General features: G+C 39.9%; 12 protein-coding genes. 6 read left to right on the forward strand and 6 right to left on the reverse strand.

The features are described from left to right. Positions 1-153: 153 nt before the first annotated feature. From I6F53_RS15830 to I6F53_RS15845, 4 genes are all read right to left on the reverse strand, one after another. Positions 154-879: a YebC/PmpR family DNA-binding transcriptional regulator gene (locus I6F53_RS15830; protein WP_002959197.1), complete on the reverse strand. Its 726-nt coding sequence runs from the start codon at positions 877-879 to the stop codon at positions 154-156. A gap of 133 nt (positions 880-1,012) precedes the next feature. Continuing rightward, positions 1,013-1,630 carry an HAD family hydrolase gene (locus I6F53_RS15835; RefSeq protein ID WP_197240218.1) on the reverse strand — a complete coding sequence of 206 codons (618 nt, stop codon included), beginning with the start codon at positions 1,628-1,630 and terminating at the stop codon, positions 1,013-1,015. A gap of 319 nt (positions 1,631-1,949) precedes the next feature. Then, positions 1,950-2,444 carry a DUF6702 family protein gene (locus I6F53_RS15840; RefSeq protein WP_197240219.1) on the reverse strand — a complete coding sequence of 165 codons (495 nt, stop codon included), beginning with the start codon at positions 2,442-2,444 and terminating at the stop codon, positions 1,950-1,952. Beyond that, positions 2,444-4,891 (reverse strand): M1 family metallopeptidase, encoded by a 2,448-nt coding sequence (locus tag I6F53_RS15845; RefSeq protein ID WP_197240220.1) that lies wholly within the window; start codon positions 4,889-4,891, stop codon positions 2,444-2,446. Before I6F53_RS15845 ends, I6F53_RS15840 begins: the two co-directional genes overlap by 1 nt. Before the next feature lie 294 nt (positions 4,892-5,185). On the opposite strand from I6F53_RS15845, the gene I6F53_RS15850 reads away from it, so the two are divergent. The 5 genes from I6F53_RS15850 (at position 5,186) to I6F53_RS15870 (ending at position 11,441) form a co-directional block, all read left to right on the forward strand. Then, positions 5,186-5,422: a hypothetical protein gene (locus I6F53_RS15850; protein WP_166421454.1), complete on the forward strand. Its 237-nt coding sequence runs from the start codon at positions 5,186-5,188 to the stop codon at positions 5,420-5,422. Between the two features lie 134 nt (positions 5,423-5,556). Beyond that, positions 5,557-5,793, forward strand: a complete 237-nt coding sequence (locus tag I6F53_RS15855; protein WP_002959190.1) for a hypothetical protein — start codon at positions 5,557-5,559, stop codon at positions 5,791-5,793. A gap of 78 nt (positions 5,794-5,871) precedes the next feature. After that, the gene (locus I6F53_RS15860) at positions 5,872-7,119 is read left to right on the forward strand and encodes an exonuclease SbcCD subunit D C-terminal domain-containing protein (protein ID WP_197240221.1); all 1,248 of its coding nucleotides are present in this window, start codon (positions 5,872-5,874) and stop codon (positions 7,117-7,119) included. After that, the gene (locus I6F53_RS15865; RefSeq protein ID WP_197240222.1) at positions 7,116-10,766 is read left to right on the forward strand and encodes an AAA family ATPase; all 3,651 of its coding nucleotides are present in this window, start codon (positions 7,116-7,118) and stop codon (positions 10,764-10,766) included. The genes I6F53_RS15860 and I6F53_RS15865 overlap by 4 nt, the downstream gene beginning before the upstream one ends. An 18-nt stretch (positions 10,767-10,784) precedes the next feature. Beyond that, positions 10,785-11,441, forward strand: coding sequence for a class I SAM-dependent methyltransferase (locus I6F53_RS15870; RefSeq protein WP_197240223.1), 657 nt, complete (start codon positions 10,785-10,787; stop codon positions 11,439-11,441). A 9-nt stretch (positions 11,442-11,450) separates the two neighbouring features. On the opposite strand, the gene I6F53_RS15875 is transcribed toward I6F53_RS15870, so the two are convergent. Continuing rightward, entirely contained in the window at positions 11,451-11,621 is a 171-nt protein-coding gene (locus I6F53_RS15875; protein ID WP_165727911.1) for a hypothetical protein, read from the reverse strand. Positions 11,622-11,720: 99 nt separating this feature from the next. Continuing rightward, on the reverse strand, positions 11,721-12,326 hold the full coding sequence (locus tag I6F53_RS15880) for a short chain dehydrogenase (RefSeq protein ID WP_165727910.1): 606 nt from the start codon (positions 12,324-12,326) through the stop codon (positions 11,721-11,723). A 151-nt stretch (positions 12,327-12,477) separates the two neighbouring features. On the opposite strand from I6F53_RS15880, the gene I6F53_RS15885 reads away from it, so the two are divergent. Continuing rightward, positions 12,478-13,359, forward strand: a complete 882-nt coding sequence (locus I6F53_RS15885) for a LysR family transcriptional regulator (protein WP_165741055.1) — start codon at positions 12,478-12,480, stop codon at positions 13,357-13,359. Positions 13,360-13,496 lie beyond the last annotated feature (137 nt).

Genomic DNA, 13,496 nt, shown 5'->3' on the forward strand with positions numbered 1-13,496 from the left:
TGCATTACTTTTGATAAGACATTCCATGTCGCGTCTGTTAACATTAATCTTGGCATGAGGGTTCGGTGTAACGTTTTTTAGCGAATTCAATTATACCTTATTCTCATGCTGTTTGTTTTTTATACCGCAAAGATCAACACGCCCTAATTAAATCTAATTTTTTACAATAGCATTGTGATAAATGTTTTGTACATCGTCACAATCTTCAAGCATATTTATAAACTTATCAAAGTTAGCAATAACTTCTTCGTCTTCAATTTCAATATTAACTTGAGGAATAAACGTAATTTCGTCAACTTCAAAGTTAATGCCTTCAAATGCGTCTTCAAGGGCAGTTTTAGCTTTAAAGTATTCTGTTGGCGGTGCAAATACCGATATTTTACCGTCCTCGGCTTCAACATCGCTAACATCAACATCAGCCATCATTAATGCTTCTAGCACAACTTCGTCGTCATCGCCTGCAAAGCCAAGTACTGCATAATGATCAAACATATGTGCTACGCAGCCAGGTGTACCAATTTTAGAGTCTGTTTTAGTAAAGGGTAAGCGTACATCTTTGATAGTACGGTTTGGATTGTCAGTTAAACAATCAACAATAACCATACAGTTACCAGGGCCATAGCCTTCATAACGGGCAACAGAGTAATCTTCCCCTGCGCCACCGGCTGCTTTTTCAATTGCTTTTTCGATAACATGCGCCGGAACTTGGTCTTTTTTAGCTTTTTCGATTAGACGGCGTAGTGTTTGATTTACTTCGGGATCGGGATCGCCACTTTTTGCTGCAACGTAAATCTCTTTACCATACTTTGAGTTTACTTTTGTTTTTGCATTGGCTGTTTTGATCATAGAACTTTGACGAACTACAAATGCTCTGCCCATTTTGTGCCCCTAATGAATACGTTACGTTTTTCGGTATTTTACCAATTCAAAACGTATTGGGCTAGGAACAAACGTTATTTTGTAATTTAAATAACGTAGCACTTATTCTTAAATAAATTTAATAGCGCGCTATTTAACATAACTCTATTTTTTTAGAGTAACTCTCAACCAATGTCACTAATTCAACAAAGTTATGTAAAACGTAATCTGCCTGATCGGCGTAGGCTGGTGTTGACTCAGGAGCATATAAACACGCGCGCATATTTGCATTGTGCGCAGCTTGAATGTCGTAAAGGTAATCGCCTACATAAAGTAAATTTCTGGCGTTAATGTTCCAAAGTGTAGCAATGGCATTTAAAGCGCTGGGATCGGGTTTTGCAGGTGCATCGCTTCGCGTTAAAACTGTGCTGATAGGGAGTGGATTATTTTGTAATTTAATTGCCGCTGCTTTATCAAAATTTCGAGTAACAATTGCCATGGGGATATTTTTGGCTTTTAAAGCATGAATAGCTTCACTCACGCCGGGTAAAATAGTGGCATGTTGAGCGTCTATTAATTCGTGTTGGTGAACTATATTCATTGCCTCTTCACGCATATACGGTGAGGGCAACTGAGCAATATAATCAAGTAAATCTTGCTCGCAAGGGCAACCTATTTGGGCCTTAATTAATGCAAAATCTAATTCTGATGAAACCAATGTCCCATCTAAATCAAAAATCACTCCAAAAATAGCCTCAACCTGAGCAGTCATATCATTCCCTGAATTTAGTTATTACTAAATGAAATTTAAACATAAAATTCTCTACTGCTTATGCCCTAGGCCGGTAAATACAAAGGGATAAATGAAACTAACTATATTTAAATATTAATACGCACCATTATCAATCTATTGATAAAAAAGTAATTTAAGTGCCTGATATATCATGCGCAAAAAAAGGTAAATATACAAATTGAACTACCAATTTTTACGTAAATTTACAAATAACAGATCAAATATGAACGCAGTTTAAACGTATGAAGAAAACGCGCACATAAACTGCTGTGCGCGTCGGTTGGGGAAGTTTTAACTATTAATTTTGCTCAAAGCGGGCTTCGAGCCAAGTATCACCTTGGGTAAAGTTTAGGGTTTTAATCTTACCTTTGCCCTCAACGTTTACCATATTTACCTGAGATGGCCATAAATCACGAAGTGCGCCATTACTCATTTTAATTCCTTCAATGTTTTCAGGAATTGGTGCTTCTTGGTAAACCCAAAAAAACTTACCATCAACTTGTGCCCCTACAAAGCTAAGCGCTAAAGGCTCACCACTTAGTGTTTGTAGAGCAACATGCGATTCAACATACTTAGCAAAACGAAGCTGATCGGCTTTATTATTAATAATATCGATTTTGCCTTTAAATAGTGTACCTACGGCATGTTCGGTATCGTGTAAATAAAAGCGATGCATTAATTCAACATTATGCGTACGTTTATTAAAAAGCACGGTTGTAACTGACGACTTTAGTTGATGCGCCATACTTGGCGCAGCAACTAAAAGGCAAACAATAATAAGCAAAAAGCGCATTATTGCTGCTCCTCACCGTCATCCTTTTCGTCTTTTTTATCATCAGTTTTAAGTTCAGTTTTAATATCTTGCATGATATCGCGACTTACTTTAGCTTTACTCTTTTCCTTTTTGTACACTTCTATACGTGAAGGAATAATACGACGAGGGTAGTTATTATTCTCTACATCTACGTCAGCTGTTTCCCAGCCTGGATCAACAGTTACTGATACAAGCGGCTTGTTTTTATCGGTAACAATTAGCTTTTGAACATTTTTATAATTACGACGCCAAATTTCAGCAGGAATATAACGCTCTTCTTTAGTACCATCTTCATACGTTAGTTCTAATAAAATAGGCATTACCAAACCACCTAGGTTTGAAAATTCCATAACGTAGTAGTTTTTATCTTCACTTACTGCACGGTCAAGCGTTTTACGCTCCCACGGCTCTAAGCCTTTTAAAAACTTATTGTACGAGTTACGTTCTTTATTGGTTACAGTAAAGCGGTCGTTTTCGTCATAAAAGTCGGTAACATCAGTATTTTGCTCAACCCATGTTTTTTTACCTTCTGCACGGTTACGCTCAACAAATAATGACGTAGGCTTGTCTGCTTCAATGTCGCGTAAACGGTTGTAGTCAATATCAGGGTTTTTAGTGTCTAAACGTAGTTGATATACTTTATCTAACGAGATATCTACATGGTCTGTGGTGTAAAACCAGCCACGCCAAAACCAATCTAAATCAACACCAGAGGCTTCTTCCATGGTACGGAAAAAATCAGCTGGGGTAGGGCGCTTGTATTTCCAGCGCTGAGCATACTCTTTAAATGCAAAGTCGAATAAGTCACGACCTAAAATTACTTCACGTAAAATATTAAGTGCGGCTGCAGGTTTAGTATAAGCATTAGGCCCTAAACGTAATACGCTGTCTGACTGAGTCATAACAGGTACTTGGTTTTCAGACTTCATGTAGCTTACGATATCGCGAGGTTCAACACCCCAAGGAATAGTTGGATCCCATTCACGACCAGCAACGCCATCTAAAAAGCTATTTAAGCCTTCATCCATCCACGTCCATTGGCGTTCATCTGAGTTAACAATCATTGGGAAGTAAAAATGTCCCACTTCATGAATAACTACGCCAAGTAAAAAGCGTTTTTCAGCTTGAGAATAAGTACGAGTACCATCGTCTTGTAACTTAGTACGTGGGCCGTTAAAGGTAATCATTGGGTATTCCATACCGCCAACAGGGCCATTTACCGATTGCGCAGTAGGGTATGGGTAGTCAAAAGAGTACTTAGAGTACACTTCCATTGTATGTACTACCGCTTCAGTTGAGTACTTCTCCCATAAATCGCCCCCTTCTTTAGGGAAGAACGACATTGCCATTACTAATGGACGAACATCACCACCTTGCTGATAACCTTTTGCATCCCACATAAACTTACGAGACGACGCCCACGCAAAGTCGCGTACGTTTTCTGCTTTAAAGTGCCACGTTTTAGTTTTGTCAGTGCTTTCTTTTTCGTTTTCTAGCGCTTCTTCTGCGTTAACAATAAACACAGGGCGTTTAGATGTTTCAGCTTGCTTTAAACGTTTACGCTGAGTACTAGTAAGTACTTTGCTTGGGTTATCAAGCTTACCAGTAGCCGATACAATGTGATCAGCAGGAACAGTAATTTCTACATCGTAATCGCCAAATTCAAGTGTAAATTCACCAGAACCTAAAAACGGCTTGTTTGTCCATGCTTCGTAATCGGTATAAGCCGCTAAACGAGGAAACCACTGAGCAATTAAGAATATGTCATTGCCATCTTCTTCAAAGTGCTCATAACCAGAACGTGCACCCACTGCATCTTCTTCAACAATGTTGAAGGCAAAGTTCATGCTAAATTCGACTTCTTTACCTGGTTTTAATGGCTCGTTTAAATCAATGCGCATTAGGGTATCAACTACAGTTACACGTAGCTCTTTACCATCGTCATCTTTTACGCCACTAATTGTATAACCCAGTTCGTTGTCGCTCATAAATTGCTGACGACGTAATTCGCCTAAACTTAATTTAGCGGGCTTTTGAGCTGGTAAGCTTTCTAAAGTGCTTTTAAACGTTTTAGTTGTTTCGGCAATTGAGTCACTTTTAAAAATATTTTGATCTAACTGCAACCATAAATATTTAAGCGTATGTGGAGAGTTATTTTTGTATTCGATGTTTTGGCTACCCGTAATACGGTGCTTTTTTTCATCTAGCTTTACATCAATATCGTAATTAACTTGTTGCTGCCAGTATTTTTCACCTGGTTCGCCAGCGGCACTACGATAAACGTTTGGAGTTGGCAGTGCTTCGTCTAATTGACGAAATTTATCAACAAAAGAACCTTTTGTTTGCTCAACCGAAGACGCCATAGCTGCACTCGATATTGCCAATGGCAACACTAAAGCACTTAGCGTAAGACCTATTTTTTTCATTGTTAGTCCTAATATAATTTTGTGAGCGTACTTTGACAAAAATATCGGCAAGCTTCAATAAATTAGCGACCAAATACCGTATTTTTAGGGTGATGTTCACTTCGTTTTTTAGGTTAAAAAGTACAATTAATTTGTAACAAAATACGAATGGATAAAAACTGTAAAGGGGGTTTACAAACAGCAATTCGATTTAAAGTGTCAAAACAGGAACAAGCCCTTGAATTTAGGGTTTTCAGGCCTAATTCATAGTAATAGCTTAAATTAAAAGTAAGTCGCAATTTGTAGGGGCACGATATGAAATTTTACATTGTAAAAAAAGATCATCAGCTCGAAGCAATTCCTGCTAAAAAAGCATTACTTGAGCGCTATCAAGCAAACCATTACTCCTATGTAAATGTGGTATCGGGTTGTAATAAGCAAGATGCGCTTAAACGCCTATCTACTGAGCAAAAACACAGTAAAAAGTGGCTATTAATTGGCGCAAATATTGCTGTGTTTTCAGTAATATTAACTATTTGTACGATAAATTAAAAATAGTGCATTTTTAGGTTGATCTTTAGTGCCGTTTATATTTAAAATCGCCAACCTTTTTATTTGAGGCAAATAAATTCGTCACATTTATCCTCAAATTAATATCGATTACTAGCAAGAAATGCGGTGGGCTTATGGATTTTTATATCCTAAAAAAACAACAAGAACTAATTGCGATTCCAGCAAGTGAGAATAACTGTAAGCAGTATCTCGATTCGGGTTATTTTTATATCGATAAAGTAGCAGCGTGCAACGAAACTAATGCACTAAAGGCGCTACACGCAAAACAAACTAAAACGTTAAAAATCCCATTATTAATGGCACTTTTAGCATTGCCGGTTGTTTTTTCAGCGTGGTACAGTTTAACCTAAAGTAATGCGGGTCTTAGGCTTGCATCTTTAACTGCCTTGGGTATATTGGCGCTCTTATGGTTTTATTAAGAGCGCGACATGAAAGTCCTCCACACCTCAGATTGGCACCTTGGCCAACAATTTTACGAACACGATCGCCGTGTTGAACACCAAGCTTTTTTTACCTGGTTATTAGCCACTCTTGTTGAACAACAAATAGATTTACTTTTAGTTGCTGGCGACATTTATCATACAGCGACACCAAGCGCTAGCGCCGAAAATCAGCTTTATCAATTTATTAAAGATGCCAAAAAAGCATGCCCACTATTACACGTAGTGATTATTGCGGGTAACCACGACTCTGCAAATCGTATTTTGGCAGCTCAGCCATTACTAGCCCAGTTTGATACTCACGTAGTAGGGCGCTTTGATGTCGCAACACCCGATGAAACTGTTATTACCATAAATACTAATAGTAAACGCGCTGTAATCGTCGCTATGCCATTTTTACGCGCAAGCGATGTAAGTTCACTTAGCCAAACTGAAAACGGCTCTAGCTATGCACAAGGCGTTGCAAAAGCTTACGAACTTGCACTAGAGCAAGCTGTTAATATAAATGAGCAAAACTCACCATTAATAGTTATGGGGCACTTACACGCTAAAGGCGGAGATATATCAAGTGATTCTGAGCGTAACTTAGTAATAGGCGGCGAAGAGTCTATTTCAGCTAATGTATTTGGTAAACAAGCTAACTATGTTGCCCTTGGACATTTACACAAAGCGCAACAAGTTGCTAAAAGCGATGTTATTCGCTACAGCGGTACGCCTATTCCAATGTCGTTTTCAGAGCGTAACTACACCCACCAAGTAAATGTTATTGAATTTATTTCTGATGAAAAACAACAGATTAGTACAACTGTAAACCCCCTTTACATTCCGCGCTCTGCCGATGTAATTGTTTTACCAAAAGGGGAGTGCGTTCCATTAAGTGAACTGTGCGAACAAATAAAAGCACTCGACACATCACAAAATACAGTAGCGCCTTATTTACGTGTAAAGCTTAAATCAAGCGATACCGACACCACCTTCAGAGAACAAATAGAACAAGCACTTGAAGGCAAGCATATTAAATTTTGTGGTATTGAACGTGTACGTGAGCAATCAGCGCAAAATGACGATAACACCGTATTTGAAGATTTAAGCGAGGTTGAAATGCTTAACCCACTTAATTTATTAGAACAAGCATTCGCAAACGATAAAGACATGGCAGGGCAAAGCGTACCCGATGAGCTAAAAGTACTTTTAAGTGACGTGATAAACGAGCTAACGGAGCAAGAACAACTATGAAAATAACCGCAGTTCGTATTCATAACTTAGCCTCAATTGTTGACGCTGAAATAGACTTTACTCAAGCCCCATTAAAAGACGCGGGTTTATTTGCCATTACAGGCGATACCGGCGCAGGTAAAAGTACCTTTTTAGATGCGATATGCTTAGCGCTTTATACAAAAACAGCACGGCTACGTGGCGATAAAGGTAATTTAATTGAGTTTAACGGCGACAGCATTAAGCTAAATGATGCGCGAAACTTACTACGCAGAGGCACATGGGAAGGCTACGCTGAGGTCGACTTTTTAGGGCAAGATAAACAGCTTTATCGTGCACGCTATACAATTTCACGCACCCATAAAAAAGTAACAGGCAAACTTAAAGTAGCAGAGCACACATTAGTAACCCTGCCAGACGAAACCCTAATAGCAGACAAAAGCCACACAATAAAAGAAGTAGAAAGCAAAATAGGGCTTAACTTTGAGCAATTCTCCCGTGCGGTATTATTAGCGCAACACGAGTTTGCTGCATTTTTAAAAGCCACGGGCGATGAGCGAGCGCAACTTTTGGAGTGCTTAACAGGCACCGATAAGTTTAGCCGTATTGGCGTGCGTATTTTTGAACGCCATAAAGAGCAAGTAGCAAAGCTTGAAGCGCTTAAAGCAGGCCTTGAAAGCTATACTTTATTAACGAGCGAAGAACTTGAGTTACAACAAACTAAGCTAGCGGATTTAAAAACGCAAACCGAACACGCTAAACAAGAGCTGACCAAAACCGAAAAAGCACTTAGCTGGTATCAGCAAGCAACAGTGCTTGAGCAAAACTTACTCCAAGCACAGCAAACGCAGCAACAAGCAAGTTCAGCGCTTGAAAGTATCGTTGAGCAAAGCGAGCAAGCTAAACAAGCCAAACAGGCGCTTGAAATAAAAGACAACCGCAGCCGCTTTACTGTTTTAACAGATCAAAATACGGCGCAAAATGAGCAAATTACAACGCTTAAAAGTGTTGACCATTTAGCGGTAATTAATGAGTGTAATACCGCGCTTACTAAACACACCGAGCAGCTTAATAACGCCAATGAGCAAAAACAAAATGCAGCGCCCGTTATCGCTAAAGCGCGCGAGCTCGACAGCAACATTGCTTTGCAAAGCCAAAGTATAAAAGGTACTGAGTCACAAATAGCTAAAGAGCAAACGCAACTTGATGAGCTCAAACAACAGTTTAAACAAAGCAGTAACGAGTTAGAGCTTGCTAATACCGACTCTACAAAAAGCCAGCAATGGCTTAATGAGCATGCACAGCTGCACGTTTTAGCAAAAGATTGGAGCTATTATAAGCAAAGCTTTACTACCTACTTAAGTGCACAGCAGCAATTAGCCGCAAACGTTACGCAAAGCCAAACTCTTAATAGCGAGCTTGCAAGTCAGAGCGATCTTTTAAATACACAAAATAATAAAGTGCAGCAGTGCGAGGCGTTACTTAATAATGATCAATCGGCATTACAGGTATTAAATAACCAGCTGACTGAATTTAATGCAGAGCATTGTGATGTACAGCTAAAAAGTATTGATTACTTAAAAGAGCAGCGCGAGCGTTACGGGCAATTTAATGCAGAGCTAAAACAAAGCACGCAACGCCAACAAGTACTTAATCAGCAATTAAATGAAAGCCAGCAAGCTCACGCTTTACTTAACCAAAATTTAATAACCAGTGAGCAAGCGCTTAAAAGCACCGAGTACGCACTTAATCAAGCGCGTTTAAGAGCCAGCGAAAACGTAGAGCATTTACGCACTGAGCTTCGCCCTAATGAGCCTTGCTTAGTATGCGGCGCCACTGAGCACCCGTACGCGGTAAATCAAAATCAGCAATTAAATAACTTAATTACTGATTTTGAAAATGCTTTTAATACCGCCAAAAAGCAATTTGAGCATGCACAAAACGAGCTGCATAAACATCAAACTCAAGATGCCGTATTAACCGCAGAGCAAAAACAACTTGAGCAAATAATACAAACAGCAAAAGCTAAACAGCTCGACATTAAAAATACCATGCAAGGCGCACGTAACGAGCTTAACGACTTAACACCTGATCAGCTTGAAGTCACTTATAAGCAGTTAACGGAGCAAAAAGCGCAGTATTTTGAGCAACAAAAACGCCAGCGTACACTGCAAACCAAAGTAAATGAGCTACAAGCAGCACTTAAAGCAGAGCAGCAAGTACAGCAGCAGCTTAGCAATAAACAGCTTGAGCTTACACATCAGCAAAACCAAATAACGAGCAAGCATAGCGAACTAAGTGCGCAAATTAGTGAGCTCGGTACAACGCTTAATAGTCAATTTGAAAACAGTGATTTTTGGCAGCAACTACAAGCCAATACGCTTGAGCTTACCCAGTTGCATGAGCAGGTTACGCAGTACCAGCACACTCAAACGCAACTTGAGCAAAGCCAAAAACAGCAACACACAGCTAATGAGCAAATAAAACAGCTTACCCCGCTTATAAGTAACAACGAGCTGTCGTTAAAAACACTTAATGAAGAGCTCATAAAAGCTAAAGCGCTATTAAGCACTGTGCAAAGTGAGCGCTCAGCTTTATTTAATAATGAGCAAATAAGTGCAGACGACTACCAAGCAAAACTTACAAGTGCGCAAGAGCAACTGCAATCGCAGGTTCAAGCGAGTCAAAAAGCATATGACGACGCTATAAAACAACGAGATGAGCACGCCATAACGCTTAAAAATGTTGAGCAACGCTTGCTTGAAAACAGCCAAGAGCTAGCAACGCTTGAGGCACGTTATAACCAGTGGTTTACTGACTTTAAAGCGCAATATAGCAATGCGACGCACGAACAGGTCAAAATTTTACTTACACTTAGTAGCGATGTTATTAAAGCGCATTTAAATCAGCACGAGCAGTTAACTCAAGCGCTAACCGATGAAAATGCCGCATTAAAACAGCAGCAACTTACGCTTGAAAAACACAACAGTAGCGATAAACCAACGCAAAGCGCGGAGGCTTTAAGTACGCAACTAAGCAGCTTAAACGAGCAACAAGCACAGCTGCAAAGTTCATTACTGGCAACCAATACTGCCATTGAGCAACATAACCAAAACGCAAAGGCGCTTGAAGGCAAACAAGCTGAACTTACAACGCTTAAAACGCAGGTTGAGCAGTGGCACTTACTTAATAAGGTAATTGGAGATAAAGAAGGTAAAAAAATGCGTAACTTAGCGCAAACACAAACGCTAAGAATATTACTGCACTACGCTAACAGCCATTTAAAAACACTCAACAAGCGCTACGAATTAACGGCAATAGCACAAACGCTCGACATTGCGATTATTGACCGCGACATGGCCGACGAGCAACGCTCTGTTAATACGCTCTCGGGCGGTGAGTCATTTTTAGTATCACTAGCGCTTGCACTTGGCTTAGCATCGCTTTCGTCAAACAAAGTACAAATCAATTCTTTGTTTATTGACGAAGGGTTTGGTACGTTAGATAGCGAAACCCTCAGCATTGCAATGGACGCTCTTGATTCATTACAAGCACAAGGTAGAAAAGTAGGCGTTATATCGCACGTAACACAAATGAGCGAGCGCGTAGCCACTCAAGTGCATGTAGCCAAAAAGCCAGGTGGATATTCCACAGTTGAAGTTATATAGCTATTAGGGAGTTTAAAAATGCCAACATTTACAGGCGAACAAGCAACACAATACGATAGCCGCATTACTCGTTTAGTCCCAGGTTATGAGTTATTACACCAACTAACTAGCGCACAGCTACAAGCAACGCTAAGCGACAATGCACATGTTTTAGTAGTAGGGGCAGGCACAGGTAAAGAAGTGCTCGCACTGGCTGCATTAAACCCAACATGGCAATTTACCGCGCAAGATACATCAGCCGATATGCTAGCAATTGCAAAGCAGCAATTTGACGAGCAGGGCATAACTAGTCGCGTAACGATTCACAATGGTCCTGTTGATAAATTATCAGTTAAAGCTGATGCCATTTTATGTTTATTAGTCATGCATTTTGTACAAGACAATGGCGATAAAAAGCAGCTATTAAAAGCAATGAAGGGCAATCTTAAAAAAGATGCACTCCTTTATATTGCTGATTTAATGCGCCCCGAAACGACGTTTGAGCGCGAAGCTCAACTTACCACGTGTGCGCAATTAGGTTTAACCGAAACCGGTAAAACACAAATGGGACACGATTTAGAAAATGAGTTTTACCCACTCGATAGAATGCGCTTTAGCGAGCTGCTAAATGAGTGCAAATTTGGTATTCCAAAGCTATATTTTAAAGCGCTAGGTTTTAGTGGGTATGTAGTTTAATTTATCGATCTATTTAGAAGAATGTGGCTTACACCACTGAACTGTGTGCTTATGGCGCGGTATTGTTTTACATTCTTTATTAGAGTCGGCACCTGGCTCGCTAGCATATTGCGAGCTTGGGGCTACGTTGGCACAACCTGCAGCCAATAATATAGCAAATACGGGTATTAATTTTTTCATCTCATCACCTATTAAAATATGTTTTAAAGCGCTTTGCAGCTACTGTAAATACAAAGCGCTTATTAGTTTGCTAGCATCTCTCACCAATATGGCGGGTAGTTATGCATCTACAAAAATAACTTCGCCAGTAATAAAGCCATCAACCGAACGCTCAAACGCTTTACCTACAAGCTTGCCTGGCACTGGTTGAAAACCTGGCATCATCTCGCCGTATACGTCCCATGCTTCTTCAAGTACGGTAGGGTTAACCACATTAATACGTGTGCCACGTGGCATTTCTAGTGATACGCATTTTGCAAACGTATCTATTGCGCCGCTAGTTGTTGCATCAGCAATCGCAAACGGAATAGGTTTAACGTTTAAAATACCGCTAATTAGCGTAAATGAACCGCTATCGGCAATGTACTTTTGACCAATGCGTACAAGGTTAATTTGCCCCATCATTTTGCTCATAATAGTGCTCATCCACTGGGCTTCGCTCATATCTGCAAACGTTTCGTACTCACATAAACCTACGGTATTAACTACTGCATCAAAATGGCCTACTTTTTCGTACAGTTCAGTAATTGATTGCTCGCTGGTAATATCAACAATATGATCCACATCGCCCGAACGACCCGCTGTAATTACTTTATGCTTAGATAAACCGGTTAATGCCGCTTGACCCATTTTACCTAGTGCGCCTATTAAAATTACTGTTTTCATTGTTTGCTCCAATCATTTGTTCACTTTAGTGTGTAGGAGCATAGTAAGGGAGTATTTTAACAATTAGAAACAACCCTTTTATGTAAGAGATACAAGATAATTTGGTTATGTGATAAGTTAAATATTATTACTAAATAACACTGGCAGCGGCATGAGCAAGTTAGACCGATTAGATATAAAACAATTGCGTATTTTCCAAGCGCTCATTCGCGAGAAGAACGCCTCAAAAGCAGCGAGTAAATTGGGCTTAACCCAACAAGCAGTGAGTGAGCAACTAAAAAAGTTACGCGATGTGTTTGACGACCAGCTGTTTTTGAGAAAAACCACTGGCTTTGTGCCTACACCTTATGCAGAGGAGTTGTCGGTAGACATAGACAAACTCCTAAACGACTTTCAGGCATTATTAGCACCTAAAATATTTGACCCAAAAACAGTTAATGATGAGTTTGTAATAGCCGCTACCGACTACGCACAGCAAGTCGTTTTACCAGCATTAGTTAAAGTACTCCGGGCACAAGCGCCAAATTTAAAGCTTATAATAAGAGACTTCGAGATAGACAGCCTGCACGATTTAATGGAAAGCGGCAAAGTAAACCTTGCTATTGCATTTCCTGACTATATCCCAAGTACTTATCCCATTATTAAATTGTTTGAGGAGCAACATATTTGTGTTACCTCGCCGAATTCATCAATAGCAGGAACTAAGCCAAGCCTTGCTGAAATCGCCAGTTATCCAAGTATTATTGCCTCGCCTTCGCGTCCAAATTTTAAAGGGTCTATTGACGATTGGTTTAAAAGCTTTGATTTAACGCGTAACGTAGTGGTGTCGGCACCGTGTTTTTCTATTGTGCCGATGTACCTAGAAACAACCGACTCTATCGCATTTTTACCCTCACGCGCAGTAAGCTCAGAGCTAGTAAAAATAGAGCTGCTACAGTTACCCGCGCCGTTTGACGTAATAGCCGCATGGCATCCGCGCTACAATAAAAACCCGCTTCATAAATGGGTAGTATCAAAGTTGGTGGTTGAGTGATTTGAGAGTTATTATTTGTAATAAAAAATAAAGCGGTTTTAATAAAGCTTTTAAGACAAGAGCATTATGAAACGTAGATCGATTAAGTGAAGCGCCACCCGTCGCTCTAATATCAACATCACTCAGCATGTTGCTAT

It is taken from the genome of Pseudoalteromonas sp. SWN29, from assembly GCF_015864465.1.
In the GTDB taxonomy this organism is placed as follows: domain Bacteria; phylum Pseudomonadota; class Gammaproteobacteria; order Enterobacterales; family Alteromonadaceae; genus Pseudoalteromonas.